This window comes from Achromobacter sp. MFA1 R4, from assembly GCF_900156745.1.
Taxonomy (GTDB): Bacteria; Pseudomonadota; Gammaproteobacteria; order Burkholderiales; family Burkholderiaceae_B; genus Achromobacter.
Window position 1 is genome coordinate 2,233,619 of sequence record NZ_LT707065.1, and the last position, 19,120, is coordinate 2,252,738.

General features: G+C 67.5%; 19 protein-coding genes. 9 read left to right on the forward strand and 10 right to left on the reverse strand.

Going from position 1 to position 19,120, the window contains the following annotated elements; genetic code table 11:
• Positions 1-131 precede the first annotated feature (131 nt).
• Both BXA00_RS10145 and clsB read left to right on the forward strand, forming a co-directional pair.
• Complete coding sequence (locus BXA00_RS10145; protein ID WP_076518377.1) at positions 132-998, forward strand: endonuclease/exonuclease/phosphatase family protein; 867 nt, start codon at positions 132-134, stop codon at positions 996-998.
• Entirely contained in the window at positions 995-2,206 is a 1,212-nt protein-coding gene (gene clsB / locus BXA00_RS10150; RefSeq protein WP_076518378.1) for a cardiolipin synthase ClsB, read from the forward strand. Before BXA00_RS10145 ends, clsB begins: the two co-directional genes overlap by 4 nt.
• A 16-nt stretch (positions 2,207-2,222) precedes the next feature.
• On the opposite strand, the gene BXA00_RS10155 is transcribed toward clsB, so the two are convergent.
• The 4 genes from BXA00_RS10155 to pgi all read right to left on the reverse strand — a co-directional run bounded on the left by BXA00_RS10155 (position 2,223) and on the right by pgi (position 6,801).
• Positions 2,223-3,092, reverse strand: coding sequence for a DMT family transporter (locus BXA00_RS10155; protein ID WP_076518379.1), 870 nt, complete (start codon positions 3,090-3,092; stop codon positions 2,223-2,225).
• Between the two features lie 21 nt (positions 3,093-3,113).
• Positions 3,114-4,466 (reverse strand): MFS transporter, encoded by a 1,353-nt coding sequence (locus BXA00_RS10160; RefSeq protein ID WP_076518380.1) that lies wholly within the window; start codon positions 4,464-4,466, stop codon positions 3,114-3,116.
• Between the two features lie 99 nt (positions 4,467-4,565).
• The gene (locus BXA00_RS10165) at positions 4,566-5,135 is read right to left on the reverse strand and encodes a carbon monoxide dehydrogenase subunit G (protein WP_076518381.1); all 570 of its coding nucleotides are present in this window, start codon (positions 5,133-5,135) and stop codon (positions 4,566-4,568) included.
• 85 nt (positions 5,136-5,220) lie between these two features.
• The gene (pgi, locus tag BXA00_RS10170; protein WP_076518382.1) at positions 5,221-6,801 is read right to left on the reverse strand and encodes a glucose-6-phosphate isomerase; all 1,581 of its coding nucleotides are present in this window, start codon (positions 6,799-6,801) and stop codon (positions 5,221-5,223) included.
• A gap of 239 nt (positions 6,802-7,040) precedes the next feature.
• On the opposite strand from pgi, the gene BXA00_RS10175 reads away from it, so the two are divergent.
• The 3 genes from BXA00_RS10175 to BXA00_RS10185 all read left to right on the forward strand — a co-directional run bounded on the left by BXA00_RS10175 (position 7,041) and on the right by BXA00_RS10185 (position 10,672).
• On the forward strand, positions 7,041-8,144 hold the full coding sequence (locus BXA00_RS10175) for a glycosyltransferase (RefSeq protein ID WP_076518383.1): 1,104 nt from the start codon (positions 7,041-7,043) through the stop codon (positions 8,142-8,144).
• Between the two features lie 157 nt (positions 8,145-8,301).
• The gene (gene waaC / locus BXA00_RS10180) at positions 8,302-9,339 is read left to right on the forward strand and encodes a lipopolysaccharide heptosyltransferase I (protein WP_076518384.1); all 1,038 of its coding nucleotides are present in this window, start codon (positions 8,302-8,304) and stop codon (positions 9,337-9,339) included.
• Position 9,340: 1 nt separating this feature from the next.
• Entirely contained in the window at positions 9,341-10,672 is a 1,332-nt protein-coding gene (locus tag BXA00_RS10185) for a 3-deoxy-D-manno-octulosonic acid transferase (protein WP_076518385.1), read from the forward strand.
• Between the two features lie 10 nt (positions 10,673-10,682).
• On the opposite strand, the gene BXA00_RS10190 is transcribed toward BXA00_RS10185, so the two are convergent.
• The 6 genes from BXA00_RS10190 to BXA00_RS10210 form a co-directional block, all read right to left on the reverse strand.
• Positions 10,683-11,084, reverse strand: coding sequence for a GtrA family protein (locus tag BXA00_RS10190; RefSeq protein WP_076518386.1), 402 nt, complete (start codon positions 11,082-11,084; stop codon positions 10,683-10,685).
• A complete protein-coding gene (locus tag BXA00_RS10195; protein ID WP_231952240.1) occupies positions 11,077-12,045 on the reverse strand; it encodes a glycosyltransferase family 2 protein in 969 nt (322 codons plus the stop codon). The genes BXA00_RS10190 and BXA00_RS10195 overlap by 8 nt, the downstream gene beginning before the upstream one ends.
• A 68-nt stretch (positions 12,046-12,113) precedes the next feature.
• Positions 12,114-13,481: a hypothetical protein gene (locus BXA00_RS10200; RefSeq protein ID WP_076518388.1), complete on the reverse strand. Its 1,368-nt coding sequence runs from the start codon at positions 13,479-13,481 to the stop codon at positions 12,114-12,116.
• A gap of 164 nt (positions 13,482-13,645) precedes the next feature.
• A complete protein-coding gene (locus BXA00_RS29070) occupies positions 13,646-13,810 on the reverse strand; it encodes a hypothetical protein (protein WP_172805869.1) in 165 nt (54 codons plus the stop codon).
• Between the two features lie 12 nt (positions 13,811-13,822).
• Positions 13,823-14,629, reverse strand: coding sequence for a type III pantothenate kinase (locus tag BXA00_RS10205; protein WP_076518389.1), 807 nt, complete (start codon positions 14,627-14,629; stop codon positions 13,823-13,825).
• Positions 14,626-15,477, reverse strand: a complete 852-nt coding sequence (locus tag BXA00_RS10210; protein WP_076518390.1) for a biotin--[acetyl-CoA-carboxylase] ligase — start codon at positions 15,475-15,477, stop codon at positions 14,626-14,628. Before BXA00_RS10210 ends, BXA00_RS10205 begins: the two co-directional genes overlap by 4 nt.
• A 93-nt stretch (positions 15,478-15,570) precedes the next feature.
• Between BXA00_RS10210 and BXA00_RS10215 the strand changes: the two genes are divergently transcribed.
• Genes BXA00_RS10215 through BXA00_RS10230 form a run of 4 tightly spaced genes read left to right on the forward strand, consistent with a single transcriptional unit; the run spans position 15,571 to position 19,085 of the window.
• Entirely contained in the window at positions 15,571-16,701 is a 1,131-nt protein-coding gene (locus BXA00_RS10215) for an ABC transporter permease (RefSeq protein ID WP_076518391.1), read from the forward strand.
• Positions 16,701-17,540, forward strand: coding sequence for an ABC transporter ATP-binding protein (locus BXA00_RS10220; protein ID WP_076518392.1), 840 nt, complete (start codon positions 16,701-16,703; stop codon positions 17,538-17,540). The genes BXA00_RS10215 and BXA00_RS10220 overlap by 1 nt, the downstream gene beginning before the upstream one ends.
• Positions 17,527-18,474, forward strand: a complete 948-nt coding sequence (locus tag BXA00_RS10225) for an MlaD family protein (RefSeq protein ID WP_076518393.1) — start codon at positions 17,527-17,529, stop codon at positions 18,472-18,474. The genes BXA00_RS10220 and BXA00_RS10225 overlap by 14 nt, the downstream gene beginning before the upstream one ends.
• A gap of 5 nt (positions 18,475-18,479) precedes the next feature.
• Positions 18,480-19,085 carry an ABC-type transport auxiliary lipoprotein family protein gene (locus BXA00_RS10230; RefSeq protein ID WP_076518394.1) on the forward strand — a complete coding sequence of 202 codons (606 nt, stop codon included), beginning with the start codon at positions 18,480-18,482 and terminating at the stop codon, positions 19,083-19,085.
• Positions 19,086-19,120 lie beyond the last annotated feature (35 nt).

Sequence of the window (19,120 nt, forward strand, 5' to 3'; positions counted from 1 at the left end):
CCGCAAAGGTGGGAACGGCCGGCTGAAATGGAGTAATCTGGCTGACGCCGCCCGACGTGGCGGCGCCTGGCCAGAGGACCTTCCGGGACCCGGCCGGCGGTTCCCCAGATTTGAAAGGCGCCATTGCTTCCATGTCGCTCATCCGAGTCGTCAGCTACAACATACACAAGGGCCGTTCGGCACTGGGCCGGCGCGACTCCCTGAATGAACTTCGCCTGGGCCTGTACGGCCTGCGCCCCGACCTGGTCTTCCTGCAGGAGGTCCAGGGCCGCAACGAGCAGAAGTCGCTGCTCGATGCCCAGCACGAATCCCTGGCCGCCGCATTGCGGCTGGATGTGGCCTACGGCCGCAATGCGGTCCGCCACGCCACCGACCACGGCAACGCGTTGCTGTCGCGCTATCCGATCATCGAGCACGAGAACCTGGACATCTCCGACCACCGGCTGGAGCAGCGCGGGCTGCTGCATGCCCGCATCGACGTCGGGGATCGCGCGGTGCATTGCTTCGTGGTGCACCTGGGGCTGTTCGCCGGCAGCCGCAGCCGCCAGATCCTGGCGCTGACCGAGCGCATCAAGCGCATGGTGCCCGATGGCGAGCCCATCCTGATCGCCGGGGACTTCAACGACTGGAACGACCGCCTGGCGCCCCTGTTCGTGCAGCAACTGGGGCTGTACGAGGTGTTTTCGCACGCTCCGCGCAGCCATGGCGGCGACCTGCCGCGCCTGCGCGACTCGGTCAAGCGGCTGAGCAACGCCCTGCGCGGGCTGCCCAACAGCGGCGTCTCCGTCATGGAGCGCACCAACCAGCTCGGCATGGAAGGCAGTGCGCCCCTGCTGCTGCCGCCGCCGCGCACGTTCCCGGCCGTGTTTCCGTGGTTCCGCCTGGACCGCATCTACCAGCGCGGCTTTGCCGTGCGCAGCGCGCGCGTGCTGCGCGGCCGCGAATGGGCCAAGCTGTCCGACCACTCTCCCTTGCTGGCGGAGCTTGAACTGCCGTGAAGGAAGAGCAGGACAAGCTGGAATGGGCGCAGGGCAACGATATCCGTTTGCTTCAGAACGGCGCCGACTTTTTTCCTGCCCTGTGTGCGGCGATCGACGCCGCCACGGTCAGCGTGCACCTGGAAACCTACATTTTCATGGTCGACCGGACCGGCGCGAAAGTGCTGGAATGCCTGGCGTCGGCGGCGCGCCGCGGGGTCAAGGTGCGCGTGGTCCTGGACGGATTCGGCAGCGCCCTGCACGCCGAGCGGGTGCGCATCGCGCTGACCAACGCCGGCGCGCAGTGCCGCATCTTCCGGCCCGAACCGCGCTGGTTCGCGCGCTTCGTGCCGTCGCGCAGCCGCTTGCGACGGCTGCACCGCAAGGTCACGGTCGTCGACGGCCGCATCGCTTTCATCGGCGGCATCAACATCGTCGATGACTATGACGACCTGGATCCCACGGACGGCCTTACCGGCCCGCGGTTCGACTTCGCCGTGCAGGTGCAAGGCCCGCTGGTTGCGCAGGCCGCCTATGCGCAGGAACTGCTGTGGGTGCGCCTGAACTGGGCGCGGCTGCGGCGCCACCCGCGCGACTGGAACCGCATGCAGCTGCTCAAGCCGCGCGACGTGCCGGTGGAGCCGGGCGGCGTGCTGCGCGCGGCCCTGGTGCTGCGCGACAATCTGCGCTTTCGCCGGACGTTCGAGCGCGCGTACCTGTTGGGCATCTCGCGCGCGCGCCGCGACATCCTGATCGCGAACGCGTACTTCTTTCCCGGCGTGCGCTTTCGCCGCGCGCTGGCCAAGGCCGCGGCCCGCGGCGTGCGTGTGCGGCTGCTGCTGCAGGGCAAGGTCGAATACCGGATGCAGTACCACGCCACGCGCTCGCTGTATGACAAGCTGCTGCGCGACGGCATCGAAATCTACGAGTACATGCCGAGCTACCTGCATGCCAAGGTGGCGGTGATCGACAACGTGGCCACCGTCGGCTCGTCCAACCTGGATCCCTTCAGCCTGCTGCTGGCGCGCGAGGCCAACGTCGTGGTCGACAGCCAGCCGTTTGCCTGGGACCTGCAGGAACGCCTGGAAACCGCCATCCGCGAGGGCGGCCGCTTCATCCGGCCGCTGGACTACCAGCGCCGGGGCTTCCTGCGGCGCTGGGTCGACGCGATGTCCTACACGCTGCTGCGGATCGGCGTGGCGTTCACGGGCACGTCGGACAAATACTGAAACTGAACGCGCGCGTTCAGCGGCGCGGTTTGAGCAGACCCAGCGCCAGCGCGGTTCCCACCAGGATGATGGCGGCGCCGATCGCGATGGACGGCGTGACGGCCTCGTCCAGCAGCGTCGCGCCCCACACCACGCCGAAGATCGGCACCAGAAAGGTCACGCTCACCGCCGCGGTGGGGCCGACATTCGCGATCAGGCGAAAGAAGATGATGTAGGCCGCGCCGGTGCAGACGACCGCCAGCAGAATCGTGGCGATCCAGGCCGTGGCCGATGCCGGTGTGTCGGGCCAGGCTGGAATGGCGAACGGCAGCAGCACCAGCGACGCGGCGATCATGCTGCCGGTGGCGCTGGCCAGCGCGTCGACGCCAGACAGGAATCGTTTGGTCCAGTTGGCCGCGATGCCGTAGAAGACCGGCGCCGAAATGGCGGCCAGCACGGCCGGCCCGGTGCCGCCGGCGCCGAAGTCCAGCTTGTTCCACACCAGCACCACGATGCCGACCAGGCCGATCAGCAGCCCCAGCGACCGCATCCAGGGCAGCTTGTCCTTGAGCCACAACCATCCCACCACCGCGCCCCACACAGGCGTTACCGCATTGGCCACCGACAGGAAGCCCGCGCCTAGCGACTGGGCGGCGTAGGCATAAAGCAGGAACGGCACGGCGGCATTGAGCGTGCCCACCACCAGCAGCGCCTTCCAGTGGCGTGCGATCACGCGCAACTTGCCGCGCCACAGCGCGGCCGGCAGCAGGAACAGCGCGGCCAGGCCCACGCGCAGCTCGATCAGCGCGATGGGGCCGAACTCGGGCACCGCCACGCGCATGAACAGGAAAGAACCGCCCCAGACAGCGGCCAGGAGCAGCAGGTCCATCAGATTGCGTTGACGCATGAGTTGTCTCGGAGGAGCGCCTTATTTCCGGTTCGTGACCAGATTCTTCATCTTGACCCGGTGCGCCAGCAGCGCGCAGGTCAGGGACAGGACGACGCACAGGACCAGGCCGGTGCGCACGCCGTTCAGCACCGTGCTGTGGGAAATCAGGATGCCGACCACGGCGGTGCCCAGGGCGCTGCCGATGGCGCGCGTGGTCTGCACCAGCGCCGAGGCGACGCCGACGTCGCGCCGTTCGCTCAGCATCTGCATGAAGAGCGTCAGGTTGGGCAGCAGAAAGCCCAGCGCGCAGCCGTTGACGAAGAACGCGCCCAGGATCCACCAGGCCGACGTGCCCGGCGAAATCAGCAGCACCATCAGCGAGCCGGCCGCGAGCAGCCCGCCGCCGAACACCATCAGCCGCTGCGGCTCGGTCTGCTTGGGAAACATGCGGCCGTTGATGATGCTGCCGACCGAGATGGCCGCGACCAGCGGCGTCAGCAGCAGGCCCGCCTGGCTGGGCGTGTAGCCCAGCACCTGTTGCAGCAGCAGCGGGCTGTAGAAGATCAGGATGAACATCACCGCGCCCACCATCATGGCCGCCAGGTTCAACAGGCGCGGCTCGCGCCCGGACAGCACGCGCAGCGGGAAGATCGGCGACTGCACCCGGCGTTCCGTCGGGATCAGGATGGCGATGGCGGCCGCGCCGACCAGCGCCAGCGTCAGGCCCAGCACCGGCTGCGCGTGATCGCCGCTGGCAAAGGCCAGTTCCAGCGCGGCGAGCGGCGCGCCCACCGCCAGCACCAGCAGGATGGCGCCCACCCAGTCGATCTTGCGGTTGCCGTCGTGGATGGGGCGGATGCGCGGGAAGTAGCGCGCCAGCAGGAAAAACGCGCCCGCGGCCGCGATCGGCGAAATGAAGAATGCCGCGCGCCAGCCCAGCGCCTGCGTGGCCGCGCCGCCCAGCACCGGACCGATGCCGCTGGCCATCGCGAACGCTGCCGACACCAGCGCCATCCATCTCACCCGCTGCTTGGCGTCGGGAAAGAGGTCGGCCGGCGCCGCAAACGCGGTGGCGATCATCATGCCCCCGCCGATCCCCTGCAGGGTGCGGAACACGATCAGTTGCGTCATGGACTGCGCCAGCCCACAGGCGATGGAGCCGAGCGCGATGATGAGGACCGACACCAGCATGAGGGGCTTGCGCCCGAACATGTCGCCCAGCCGGCCGAAGATGAGGATGGAGGCGGCGGTGGCGAGCAGGTAGCCGGTGCCGACCCACGCATAGAGCGCCATGCCGTTGAGCGCCTCGGCAACACGCGGCAGCGTGGTGCTGATGATGGTGGAATCGAACGCCGCCAGCACCACGGTCGCCGATACGCCGGCCATCGCCATCAGCAGATCCCGCCGTGAACGTGCGGGATCGGCGGCGGGCTGGGGCGGTGAGGGCGGCGGCGTCATGCCGCCAAGGATATCACCGGCACCCTAGGGTTATCACTTGTAAAACGTGTGGTATCCCCAGAAAACCGCGATCACCAGCACCACCAGCATCCACGACCAGCGCGAATTCGCCAGGCCGCGCGGCTCGGGTTCGGGGGGAGGAGGGGGAGGGGCCATGCGCGGCTGCGCCGCCATGTGGTCGATGAAGGCGGTGAAGAACTTGTCGATGATTTTTTCGGCGGCCTTCAGCAGCACGCTTTCCCCGCATTCGGCCAGCTTGCCGCCCGCCATGCCGGCCACCGTGTAGGCCACGCGCGTGCCTTCGTCCTTGGTGGACAGGTTGACCTGGGCGGTGCCGATCGCCAGGCAGGCGGCGCGGCCCTTGCCTTCGAACACCAGTGTGCAGCTATCGGGGGCGTTGACGTCCGACAGCAGGATCTCGCCCTCGTAGTCGGTGTCGATGCCGGCGATCTTGGCGCGCAGCGTGACGGCATATTCGGTCGGGCTGCGCATCGCGACTTCCACGCAGCCCGGAATGCACTTCTGCAGCACTCGCGGGTCGGTCAACGCATCCCAGGTCTGGTGCTGCGTCGAAGGAATCCATTGGGCATCGGCAATGCGCATGGCTGTCTCCTTGTAGGAAGCGTTATGCGTACATTCTCTGCCCAAAAAGCGGGTTTGGCTATCGGGGGGCCGGCGCCAGGCCGGATCAGCGTCCCTGCCTGTCGCCCGCCAGCAGCGAGATCCAGTGCCGGGTGGACTGGTCGTGCGACGGGGCTTGCGGTTCGCCATGCAGTTCGCGCAGGATGCCGCTGGCCATCTTCTTGCCGGCCTCCACGCCCCATTGGTCGAACGGATTGATGCCCCAGATCAGGCCCTGCACGAAGACCTTGTGCTCGTAAAGTGCCAGCAGGGCGCCCAGCGCCTCGGGCGTCAGGCGCGGCAGCACGATCAGCGTCGAGGGCCGTCCGCCCTGGTGGTGACGGTGGCGGGCCAGCCATTGCGCGTCGGCCTGCGGCATTCCCTGGGCCAGCAGCGCGGCCTCGTCCGTGTCGATGGAGGTGCCGCGCAGCAGGGTCTGGCGCTGGGCCAGGCAATTGGCCAGCAGCATGGCGTGTTCCTCGACCCACTGGTGATCGGCTTCGCGGCACATGATGAAATCCACCGCGGCGCCGTCGGTGCCCTGGTGCAGCCATTGGAAGAACGTGTGCTGCCCGTCCGTGCCCGGCATGCCCCAGACCGACGGCCCGGTCGGCACGCCCACGGGCCTGCCGGCGATATCCACCGACTTGCCCAGCGATTCCATGTCGAGCTGCTGCAGATAGGGCGCCAGGAACTGCAGGCGGGCGTCATAGGCGGCGATGCTGAGCGAGCCATAGCCCAGCACGCTGCGATTGGCGACCCCGGCCAGCGCGAGCTGCGCGGGCGCGTTGTCGGCGATGGGGGCCTGCGCAAAGTGGTCGTCCATGGCGGCCGCCCCGGCGCGGATGCCTTCGATCACGTCCAGCCCGACCGCCAGCGCCACGGGCAGGCCGACCGCCGACCAGAGCGAGTAGCGCCCGCCCACCCAGTCCCAGAACCGGAAGATCTGGCTGTCGGGAATCCCGAGCTGGGCGGCGGCGGCCGGCCGGGCGGTGATGGCGACGACCTGCCGGTAGGGGTCTGCGATGCCCGCGTCCGCCAGCCATTGCACCGCGCGGCGCAGGTTGGCAAGGGTCTCGGCCGTGGTGAAGGACTTGGACGTCACCACCACCAGCGTTTCGTGGGGGTCGATGTCCTGGACCGCATCCTCGATGGCATGTCCGTCGATGTTGGCGACGAACTTCAAGGTCCGGCGGCAACCATAGCCGCCACAGGCGTCCGTCGCCAGTCGCACGCCCCAGTCGCTGCCGCCGATCCCGATGTGGATGATGGACTTCCACTGGCCCCGCGCGTCGGCGTCCAGCACGAAGTCGCGCACCCGCTGGTGTTCGCGGGCCACCTCCTCGATGGGGGCGGGCGCGCGCAGCATGGTGTGCCAGGCGGCGCGGTCCTCGGTCATGTTCACGGGTTCGCCCGCCATCAGCGCCTTGCGCGCGGCGTCAAAGCCGCGGGCCTCCAGCAGCGCCTCGCCCGCCCGGCGGGCTGCGGGGGAATCCACGTGCGCGCTCAGGTCGATCGTCAGGCCGGCTGCCTGCACGAGGTGCAGCGCGTCGGGGCGAAACGACGCTTCCAGCACGGCTTCGGAATATGCCTTCCATTCGGACAGGTGCAACAGGCTTGCGTGTTCAGCGGGTTTGAAAGGATGCATATATTCGAGAATACGTCTTGATACTGGAATGGTCGGGTCTGCCGGCAGGCCGGGAGCGCCGGCGGACGGCCTTTCGCCATCTAGCAGATGCGGGAGTTTAGCCGCTCGCCTGCCGTCGATGCAGGCCCCTTTTATTTTGCAAGCCTCGTTGCTATTCGTTTGCAAAACTGTGGGTTTTGCTTTCATGGCTTGTCCGCGTCTGACGCTACAATCCGCCCTATTCCAAAAGGCACCCTTCCATGCTGTACGTCCTCGTAGCGTTCCTGGTTTCGCTCATCTCGACCTTGCTGATCGTTCGCTACCGCTCCTGGCATGACGGCCTGACGGCCGACCATGATATGGAAGGGGTGCAGAAGTATCATGCGGCCCCCGTCCCGCGGATCGGCGGGCTGTCCCTGCTGATCGCCAGCGGCGTGACCTGCGCCCTGGTGGCCGTGCGCGAACCCGACGTGCTGCCCAGCATGGTGCTGCTGCTCGCCGCGGGCATGCCGGCGTTCCTGGGGGGGTTCGCGGAAGACCTCACCAAGCAGGTCCGCGTGCTGGTCCGGCTGGGCCTGGCGATTTTGTCGGGCGTGGCGGCCTATTATCTGCTGGGTGCGGCGGTCACGCGTGTCGACATTATCGGGATCGACTGGCTGCTGCAGTTCTGGGTGGTTTCGCTGGTATTTACTTCCGTCGCCATCGGGGGCGCGGCCAATGCCATCAACATTATCGATGGATATAACGGTCTTGCCGCCGTGGTTTCCGCGATGATATTGGCCGGATTCGCGTATGTCTCGTTTTATCTGGGCGACCGGTTTTTATTGATCGTCGCGCTGAGCACGCTGGGCGGGGTGATCGGTTTCCTGGTCTGGAATTACCCGCACGGCCATATATTCCTTGGCGACGGCGGGGCATATTTCCTGGGTTTCATCATCGGAGAACTGTCCGTGCTGATGCTGGCAAGGCACCCCTATGTGTCGGCCTGGTTTCCGCTCCTGCTGTGCATCTATCCGGTGTTCGAAACGCTGTTCTCCATTTACCGCAAGAAGTGGCTGCGCGGCCGCTCGCCTGGCGCGCCGGATGGGGTGCACCTGCATATGCTGATTTACAAGCGCCTGGTCCGCTGGGCCATCGGCTCACGCGAAATGCGGCACCAGACGCAGCGCAATTCGATGACGTCGCCCTACCTGTGGCTGCTGTCGTCGCTGGCGGTCATTCCGGCGGTGCTGTTCTGGCAGGAGCCCTGGCTGCTGATGCTGTTTACGGGCATATTCTCGACCACCTATGTCGTGCTGTATCGCAAGCTGGTTTTGTTCCGCATGCCGAAATGGATGATCGTGAAGAAAAAGAAGCGGCAATAATCCCCCGCCGCCGGGCCCCGGGGGTCGCCGCCAGCGCTGGCCAAAACCGGGTGCCGGTTTGCGCAGCAATCGCCATTGTTGATGTACAGTTCGGGCTGCGTTGAACGGTGTCCGCCCACATCGGGTCGAGGGCGGCTCCAAGCACCAATCCTTGCCCATGCCCACACGAATTCTCATTGTTCGCACGTCCTCTTTGGGCGACCTCGTCCACATGCTGCCGGCGATCACGGATATCGCCCGGCATGTGCCAGACGCACAGATCGACTGGGTCGTCGAAGAGGCGTTTGCCGAGATCCCCTCGTGGCATCCCGCCGTCAATGAAATCATCAAGGTCGCGCATCGCCGCTGGCGCAAGTCCTGGTGGTCCGCGCAGGTGCGGGCCGAGCGCCGCGCGTTGCGCGAGCGCCTGCGCGCCGTGCGCTACGACGTCGTCCTGGACATGCAGGCCCTGCTCAAATCGGCGTGGCTGGTGCGCCAGACGCAGGGCGTCAAGCACGGCCTGGACTGGCGGTCGGCGCGCGAACCCCTGGCCTCGCTGTTCTACAACGTGCGCCATCGCGTCGAGTTCTGGCAGCCCGCCGTGATCCGCCAGCGCAAGCTGGCCGGGCTGACCTTCGGCTACCAGCACGCCGGCCTGCCGGATTTCGGATTGCAGGCGTTCGCCCGCCAGGCGACGCAGGCGCCCGAGCCGGTCCTGGAAGTGGGCAGCGGCGGCCTGAACACCACCGAACTGCCCCGGCTGCACCATCTGGACACCGACCGCGGCTACGCGGTGATCATGCCGTCGGCCAGCCGCGACGACAAACTGTGGCCCGAAGAGGACTGGCGCGCGGTGTTCCGCCGCCTGCGCGAGGCCGGCTGCATGTTGAAGCTGCTTGCCGGCAATGACCAGGAGGCCGAGCGCGCCCGCCTGCTGGTGGCCGGCATGGACGGCGCCGAGGTCATGCCCCGCATGGATCTGTCCGCGGTGGCCAAGCTGCTGGCCGGCGCGCGCCTCATGGTGGGGCTGGACAGCGGCCTGACGCACCTTTCCGCCGCGCTGGGCCGCCCGACCATCGGCATCTACCGCGCCTCCACGCCCGTGCGCACCCCTCTGGTCGGGTCCAACTACACCGCCAGCCTGGGCGACCGCGGCGCCTCGCCGTCGCGCGAGGCCGTCATGGCCTCGGTCGAGCAGGCGCTGGCCGCGCAGTGACATGAACCGCGGCGTCTATACGCTCGCGCTCCGGGCCCTCGCGCCCCTGATCTGGCTGTGGATGGCCCATCGCGCCCGGCGCGCGGGCGGGCGCTGGGAAATCTTTTCTCCCGAGCGGTTCGGGCGTGTTGGGCCGTCGTCCGAGCCGTCTTCCCAGCCGTCCCAAGTTGCGTCCCTGATTCCTTCGGAAAATCCTTCCGCGTTGCCTTACGCCGCGCCTGTCTGGGTGCATGCCGTCAGCCTGGGGGAGACCCGGGCGGCGCTACCGCTTTTGAACGCGCTGCTCGAACGCGGCCTTCCGGTGTTGTTGACCCATGTGACGGCCACGGGCCGCGCGGAAGGCGAGCGCCTGTTCCAGGACGCCATCGCGCGCGGCCAATTGCGCCAGGCCTGGCTCCCGTACGATTTTCCCGGCGCGACGCGCCGCTTCATGGCGGCCCATCGTCCGCGCTGCGGCCTGCTGATGGAACGCGAGATCTGGCCCAATCTGCTGGCCGCGGCGCGCCAGGCGCGGGTGCCGATGGCGCTGGTCAGCGCCCGCTATTCCGAATCGTCCCTGCGGCAGGCGCGCAGGATGGGCGGCGTGATGCGCGAGGCGCTGGCGGGGCTGGACATCGTGCTGGCGCAGACGGCCGAGGACGCCGGCCGGCTGGCACAGGCAGGCGCGCCGGCGGCCCAGGTGACCGGTAATCTCAAGTTCGACCTCGTCCTGCCGCCCGCGCAGGTACAGGCGGGACGGGCGTGGCGCGCCCAACTGGGCCGGCGTGTCGTCGCCGTGGCCAGCACCCGCGAGGGCGAGGATGCCCCGTTCCTTGACGCGATCAAGCGCCACGCCGCCGCGCCGGACGCGCCGCTCTTCCTGCTGATTCCGCGCCATCCCCAGCGCTTTGACGAAGCGGCCCGGCTGCTGACAGACGCAAAGCTGGCGTTCGTGCGCCGCTCGGCGGGCACGGCCCCCGCGCCGCAGGCCGCCGTGCTGTTGGGCGACACGCTGGGCGAGATGGCCTTTTATTACGCCGCGTCGGACGTGGCGATCGTGGCGGGCAGCTTTGCGCCGCTGGGCGGCCAGAACCTGATCGAGGCCTGCGCGGCGGGCGTGCCCGTCATCGTCGGGCCGCACACGTTCAACTTCAAGCAGGCGGCCGAGGACGCCGTCGCGGCGGGCGCGGCGTGCCGCGCCGAGCGCGAAGGCGCGGCGGTGGACGCCGCCATGGCGTTGCTGGCCGATGAGGCGCGGCGCGAGGCCATGGGCGCGGCGGCGGCGCGATGGTTCCGCAGCCATGCCGGCGCCACGGCGCGCACGATGCAGGCGCTGGACGGGCTGTTGCGCTGAAGCGATCCCTTCAGGATTCGTCGTGGCGGCCGGGGCGGAACACCAGCCATGCCGACAGCACGTACATTGCGCCGCTGTAGGTGGCCGCCGCCGCCAGCTGCGCGAGTACCGGTCTCACGTTGTAGGCCAGCAGGATCTTCAGGATCGCCAGGTTCAATAGAAAACAGACGGCGAAGGTGTAGAAAAAGCGGACGCCCTCGCTGGCCAACCCGCCCTCGCTGCGGAACACGAACTTCTTGGAAAAGAAGAAGCTCTGAATGAACCCGACGGTGTAGCCGATGATGTTTGCCAGGACGGCCGAGACGCCCAGGGCCATCAGGACGAAGATGACGCCAAAGCCGACCAGGGTGTTCAAACCACCGCCCAGCGCAAATCTCGCCAGGCGATGCGCTTCGTTCTTCAATCTAGACATGATGCTCGGGGTTGCTCGCGCTCGAACGGTTTTGCGGCGGCATACCGAACGTCGTGCCTGCGATGACGAATTGCGGCTTGCGATTGACCTTGAGATACGCTCGGCCCAGGTATTCGCCGATCAGGCCCAGGCAAAGAGTCTGAATGCCGCCCACCATCAGAATGGTGGCAATGAGCGAGGTCCAGCCTCTGGGATAGTCCGTATGCAGGAACTCGTGGACGGTGATCACCAGGATCATGATCAGGCTGAAAACAGACATGCAGAAGCCGATACCCGTGGCCAGGCGCAGGGGCAGGATCGAAAAGCTGGTCAGCATCTTGAGCCACAGCGATAGCGACAGCCGCAGGTTGTAGTTGCCTTCCCCGTCGGCCCGCGCTTGATGTTCGATGTCCACCGAGGTGATCGACGCAGTGACGTCCAGGATGAGCCCGTCCACATACGCGTACGGCCCGTCGTAGCGGATCACTTCCTGCACCACTTCCTGGCGCAGCCCCTTGAAAGAAGACAGGTATAGTCCCTTGGGTTTGCGCAGCGCGTACGTGGCGACCATGTCGTTGAACCTGCTGCCCAGCCGTTTCCACAGCGCGTGTTGACGACCGACATACCGCGTATAACAGACGTCGTAGCCGCTGCGCAGCGCTTCGAGCAGTTTTCCGATGGACTCCGGAGGGTGCTGCAGGTCATCGTCCATCAGGATGACATAGCGACCCCTGGCGTAATGCAGGCCGGCCATCACGGCGTTGTGCTGGCCGAAATTCCTGCGCAATGTAATGCCTTTGACAAAGGGGTGGAGGCGGGCGTTGTCGGTAATGGCTTTCCAGCTGTCGTCCGGGCTGCAATCGTTGACCAGCACCAGCTCGAAACGGTTGGACAGGTGCAGCGTGTGCATGGCGTCGGCCACTTTGGCCACCAGCTTGGGCACGATGGTCTCGCTGCGATACACAGGAATGACGATCGACACTTCAAGGCCCTCGCTCTCGGATCGAGCGTCGGCGTCGAATGAGTCAGGATCTTGTCGAGTCGAGCTTGTCATTTCCGAAGTGTTGACTTCTTCCTGTGTTGCTTGTCGTTCGTTATCCAAAGTACCAAGCCGGTGAGCGCCATCAGGGTCGCGTACAGCTTGCCGAAATAAAAGTACCGGACCTCATACTGGTGGACCATGAATATGAGGTAGTAAGCCGATAGGACGGTGACATTGAGCCAGTTGAGCAACGGTGCGAAAACCGACCCCCGCCGCGCCAACGCAATACCCAAGAGGATGGCACCGATCATCGAGGCCAGGAAGTAAATGTTCGTGACGTAATCCGTCACGCTCCGCGGTGATCCCGCCTGGTCCATATCTTGCTGACTGGCGAAGAAATACTTACCGATGATTCCGAACTTCATCGCATGCCACTGGATGGGATGCGTCAGCAGCGTACGGATGAACAGCCTGGCTGCCTCGTCGACCCGTCCGCACGTGCTGGGGTCGATGCGGCATGTCAGGCCTCCGCCCCCCTCGACAATGAATCCCCCTCCCTTGCTCAGCAACTCCTCACGGGTCGTTACCGACGTGGAAAAAGACAATTGCTCGGTATAGACCCACTTGGGACTGCCCATCGTCACCTGGTGGTAGACACGCCACGGCAGCATCAGCACGTGAGCGGAAAGGACGATGACCAGCGCGACGCCCATCCAGCGCGCGCTTGCCGGCTCCTGCTTGCGACGCATCAGATGCCAGAGCCATGCTATCAGCAACCAAAACGTCAAACCGAGCACAAACAATTCGAACTGCGACCGAAAATACGCGGCGAATCCCAGGCTCATGCCCGCCAGGATGGCGAGCTTTCGGGGACGAATCGCGCCGAGCGCTTGCAGGGCATACAGCACGCCCAGAAAGAAGAAGGCGATGGAAAACGTTTCCCCGAAGATGACGCGACCGGGCTCCAGGAGGAATGAGCGCGCAACGGGCGGGACGAAGAGCGCCAGGGGCAACAGCCAGGCGAGGGGCGCTGATACCCAGTCGCGCAGCGTCCGATTGAACTGGCACAGGACCAGGGCCCACGCCGCACAGGCCAGTAACTGGATGGCATAGACGAAATGGGGGGTATCCAGCCCCATTACCTTGATCAGGCCCGCTTCGATCAGCAGGAAACCGGGCGGCCAGAAACTGATGATCCAGTTGTTGCTCGGCGCAATCCATCCCTTGTCTGCGATGTCCATGGCCCCCGTGATAAAGCTGCCCGGATCGGAAGGAACGAATTTGAGCAGGTCGCGGGCGGTAGTGTTAAAGGCGTCGATCTGTCCTGCGGGCTGGTGCACCAAGGTGGCGTAGGCGCCGAGAATCAGGAAGTAGCACAGGTACACGAGCAGGATGTGCGGAGTTTGCTCCTGGCTGGCCGGCGTGGCTTGGTTCATTTCACTCCTTGATGGCGGCCTGCTTGGCGCCCCTGCAACGCAGGCACGCGGGCCGTGGGCTCCTCGGGCGAGCGCAAGCTGGGAGAGGGCGCGTATAAGGCGCAGGAAAGCGCACCGTCACGGATCGTTCCGGGCGGGGCTTTCCAACGCAACGTACAGCAATCTTATGGGTTTTGCTTGGGCGTCAACGTGACCGCGCCAGGATTCAGTTCCTGGCTGAAGCGCCGCGGGTCCCGGCCTTCGTCGTCGGGCCTGGCGCCCAGCCAGCCCTGTCCCAGCGCATACACGCCCAGGTTCGCAAGCAGAATCAGGATCAATAGCACGCGCATGCCGGGCCTGCGTCAGGGATGAGGGGACAGCGTGGCGCGCGCGACGGCGGCCAGCCCGTCGAGCACGGGGTGGTCCAGGTAGACCGGCACCGGCGCCGCGCCGAAGGCGCCGCCCGCGTCGGCGAGCAACCGTTCGATCTCCTGGTGCACCTCGGGCCAGCCGCCGCCGGCCGCGTAGATTTGCGGGGTCTGGCCGTAGCGCTGGCGGCCGGCCAGCCATTGGCGCACCACGGCGCCGGCCTGGGCGGCGGCGATGCCGGATGCGATGGCCTCGTGCGTGTCCGTGGGGTAGGGCACGACCTGGCCGTTGGCGATGGGCAGGTTGGCCGTGCCATGGGCTAGCGAGGTGCGCATCATGGCCGGTCCCGGCAGGATCAGGCCGCCCGCGAAGACGTTGTCGGGTCCGACGGTGTCGATGGTGGTCGCGGTGCCGAAGCTGGCCAGCACGAAGGGCGGGTGGGTGCCCGGCAGGCGCGACAGCACGCCCAGCAGCGAGGCCCAGCGGTCCGCGCCCAACTGGGTGGGGTTGCGATAGCTGTTGACCAGGCCCAGCGTCGTGGCCTGTGATGGCGACCACGTCACCGCGCAGCCGCGTTTCTGCAGGATGGCCGCGATGGCATCGCCGCGCGCCGCGCCGGCCACGTTCACGCCCAGCGCGCGCCGCGGCGCTTGAGGCAAGCCCGCCAGCCAGCTGTCCAGCGCGTCCAGGTCCAGGCCGTCGAACGCGACGACCGCGGGTTCGCGCGGCATGTCCGGATTGCTGGCGTCCAGCCAACCCACTTTGAGGCGGCTGTTGCCGGAGTCGATGAGAATAATCATGCTTGGCGTCGAATCGAAATTTCACCGACCGAGATCGGTGTGGCGCCCTCGGGCGTCTGCACCAGCAGGCGGCCTTGCTCGTCCACGCCACAGGCGGTTCCGCTGAGAAGAATAGCGTCCTTGTCCAGCACGTTCACCTTGCGGCCCGCCAGCGCGTCCACCTGGTCGAAACGCTGCCGGAAGGCGCCGAAGCCTTCGCGCTCGAGCGTGCGCACCGCGTCGTGCCACGCCGTGGCGCTGGCGCAGACCAGGTCGGCGGCGGCCGCGGCGTGCGCGGACGCGGCCTGCACCTGGGTCCAATCGGCGACCTCGCGGCCCAGCGCGCGCGACAGCTCGGGGGCATCGACCAGGTTCACGCCCATGCCGATCACCACGGTGTAGCCGGCGTCGCGGCCGCCGGGATTGCGGGTGGTCTCGACCAGGATGCCCGCCAGCTTGGCGTCGTGCCATTGCACGTCGTTGGGCCATTTCATGCACAGCGCGCGCGCATCGCGGCCGGCAACGGCACGCAGGGCTTCGCACGCGGCCACGCCGGCCAGCGGCGACAGCGCCGCCAGTTGCATGGCGGGCAAGTGCACGTCGAACGCGCACGAGAACATGAGCGTGGAGCCCGAGCGGTTCTGCCAGGGACGGCCGGCGCGGCCGCGGCCGGTTTCCTGCAGGTGCGTGCCCAGCAGCCACGGCTTGCCCGGCCCGGCCCCCGACCGCGCGCGGGCCAGCAGGTCGGCGTTGGTCGATCCAGTGCTGGCGGTCCAGGCGATGTCCTGGAAGGCGGGCAGGCGGTCGCCCAGCGTCCGGGCGAGGATTTCCGGGGCGGGCAGGTCGATGGGGCGGACTTGGTCGAGCATGGCGGCGATTGTAGGGCACGCGGGCCGCGCTCGCGGCCGCGCAGCCCCTGCGTATATGATTGACGACACATTTTGCATCGATAACCGGACGACATGCCGCATTCCGCCTTGCTTGCGACCGCCGCCGCGCCTTTTCGCCACGAGGGCGGGGTTTGCCACGTCGGCGGCGACTGGAGCGTGCTGGCGCTGGCCGAGCCGGGCGAGGTCGACCGTCGGCGCGCGGCGCTGGGCCGGGCGGCCCAGGCCGGCGCGCGCTGGGACATGCACGGCATCGACCGGCTGGATACGATCGGCGCGCTGATCATCTGGCAGGCCTGGGGCGAGAAACTGCCCGAGCGCGTGCGCTGGGGCGCCGGACAGCAGGACGTCTTCAACGCCCTGGCGATGAACAAGGGCGAGGCGCTGACCGCGGCGCCCAGGCCCGAGACCTGGGCGTGGGTGCGCGCCATGGGCGGCGGGATCCTGCGGGCGGCCGAAAACGGCAAGGCCCTGCTCATCATGCTGGGCCAGTTGGTGCTCGACGTGGGCGCGATGCTGCGCCGGCCGCGGTTGGGGCCGTGGCGCGAGATCTCGGCGCAGGTGTACCGCACCGGCGCGCAGGCGCTGGGCATCACCGCGCTGGTGGGCTTTCTGATCGGCGTGGTGCTGTCCTACCTGTCTGCGCAGCAACTCCAGATGTTCGGCGCGGACCGCTTCATCGTGCGCCTGCTGGGCGTATCCATCGTGCGCGAACTGGGCCCGGTGCTGGCGGCCATCCTGGTGGCGGGCCGCTCCGGTTCGGCCATCACGGCGCAGATCGGCGTCATGCGGGTCACGCAGGAACTGGACGCCATGCTGGTCATGGGCATCTCGCACGGGCAGCGCCTGATCCTGCCGCGCGTGGTGGCGCTGGCGGTCACCATGCCCCTGCTGGTGCTGTGGACCAGCGCCATGGCGCTGCTGGGCGGCATGCTGGCCGCGCAGGCGCAGCTTGGCGTGTCCGCGCAGTGGTTCCTGCAGTCGCTGCCCGACGCCATCACCCTGACCAATTACTGGATCGGCATGCTCAAGGGCGTGACCTTCGGCATCCTGATCGCGCTCATCGCCTGCCACTTCGGCCTGCGCATCCAGCCCAACACCGAGAGCCTGGGCCGCGGCACCACCACCTCGGTGGTCACCTCGATCACCGGCGTCATCCTGCTCGACGCGGTGTACGCGGTCATCTTCAGCACGGTGGGCATCTGATGAACAGCGCCACCCAGCACCGGCTGTTCACCGAAGAAGGCGTCACCGTCGAGCCGGTCATCACCGTGCGGGGCCTGCGCACCGCCTTCGGCGACCACGTCGTGCACGACAACCTGGACCTGACCGTATTCCCCGGAGAAATCCTGGTGCTAGTTGGCGGGTCGGGCACGGGCAAGACGGTGCTGCTGCGCCAGATCATCGGGCTGGACGTGCCGGCGGCGGGCACCGTGAAGGTGCTGGGCCACACGCTGTCCGAACTGACGCCCGGCGAACGCCGCCGGCTGTCATACCGGTGGGGCATGCTGTTCCAGGCCGGCGCGCTTTTCTCCGCGCTGTCGGTATTCGACAATGTGGCCTTGCCCCTGCGGGAACTGCGCACGGTGCCCGAGGACCTGGTGCGCGACGTCGTCATGTGCCGGCTGGCGATGGTGGGCCTGTCGTCGCGCGACGCCGACAAGCGCCCGTCCGACCTGTCCGGCGGCATGGTCAAGCGCGTGGCGCTCGCGCGCGCGCTGTCGCTGGACCCGGAATTGCTGTTCCTGGACGAGCCCACGGCCGGGCTCGATCCGCTGCGATCCGACGAGTTCGTGGACCTGGTGCGCAGTCTGCACCGGCAGCTCGGCTTTACCGTCGTCATGGTGACGCACGACCTGGACACGCTGCTGGCGCTGGCCACGCGCGTCGCGGTGCTGGCGGAAAAGCGGGTGATCATTTGCGACACGGTGCCTGAAGTGCTGAAGTTCGATCACCCGTTCATTCATACGTTCTTCCTGGGCGAGCGCGGCTTGCGCGCGCTGGGGGACTTGGCACCGAAGGGAATGCAACATGGAAAACCGTAGTCATGCGCTCATGGCCGGCATCTTCACGCTGGTCCTGCTGGCCGCAGCGGTATTGACGGCCATCCTGATCGGCCGCGACCGGACGCAGTTGCAGCCATACGAGATCATCTCGGCCACGGCCGTCACCGGCCTGAATCCGCAATCGGCCGTGCGCTACCAGGGGGTGCCCGTGGGCCGGGTGCAGTCGCTCGCGCTCAATCCCAACAAGCCGGGCCAGGTGCGCATCCGCATCGGCGTGGCTCCCAACACGCCGATCACCGAATCGACGTGGGCCGAACTGGGCGTGCAGGGGGTGACCGGCATGGCCAACGTGGATCTGCGCGATGACGGCTCCTCGCTCAAGCGCCTGACCTCCACCGCCGAGAATCCGGCCGCCATTCCGCTGCGGCCCGGCTTCCTGGACCGCGTGGAGCAGCGCGGCGACAAGCTGATTTCCAACGTCGAGGTCGCCACCGAGCAATTGAAGCGCGTGCTCAGCGAACAGAACGTGCAGGCCCTTACCGCCAGCCTGCAGAACGCCACCGATATCTCGCAATCCCTGAAAGAGGCCAGCCGCACTTTGACGCCGACGCTGGCCAAGCTCGGGCCGCTCATGGAGTCGCTGGACCGCACCTCGCGCCAGGCCGACCGCGCCGCCCGCGAAATCGGCGACCTGGCGCAGCAGGCCCGCCAGTCGCTGGCGCGCCTGAATGCGCCGGACGGCCCGCTGGCTGTGGCCACGCGCAGCCTCAACGACATCGCCCTGGCCGCCGCGCGCCTGGATGGCGAGACCCTGCCGGCGATCACCGGCATGGCGACGGACGTCGGCGCGGCCGCGCGCGGCGCCGCCAATACCCTGCGCCGTGTGGACAGCACGCCGCAATCGTTCCTGTTCGGTCCCGCGCCCATGGCGCCGGGACCCGGCGAACCCGGCTTTGCCGGATTCGGGAGATAGCCGAAATGAAGATGCGCAGCGCCCTCCTTATCCTGACCCTGACCCTGGCGGGCTGCGGTATCGGCCGCGTCGACGCGCCGCCCAAGGTGTTCGACCTGGGGCTGGACGCCAGGCCCGTGCCCGCCTTGCCGGCGCGCGACCCGATTGCGCTGACGTTCCAGTCCGCGCCCGGCCTGTCCGACACCGGCATGATCTGGCGCGTGGGCGACAGCGCCGCGCCGCGGTCCTATGCGACGTATCGCTGGGCCGCGTCGCCCGCCGACCTGGTGCGCCAGCGCGTCGTCGACCGCCTGTCGCGCCAGGGCCCGGTGCTCAACGATCGCGTCACCTTGCAGACGCCGCAGTTGCAGCTATCGCTGGCGCAGTTCGAACAGGTCTTCACCGAGGACGGGCAGTCCAGCCAGGGGCGCATCCTGTTGCAGGCCGTGCTGCTGAATGGACGCGCCGTGGTGGACCAGAAGCGCATCCTGGTGACGGCGCCCGCGCCTACGCAGGACGCCGAAGGCGGCGTCGCGGCCCTGCGCGAGGCCACCGACCAGGCCTGCGACCAGCTCGCGCAATGGCTCGGCGCCACACTGGCAGCGCCGGCACAGACGGCCCGCGCGAGATGAGCGGTTAACATCGTTCCTTTTTCCGCACGCTGAGT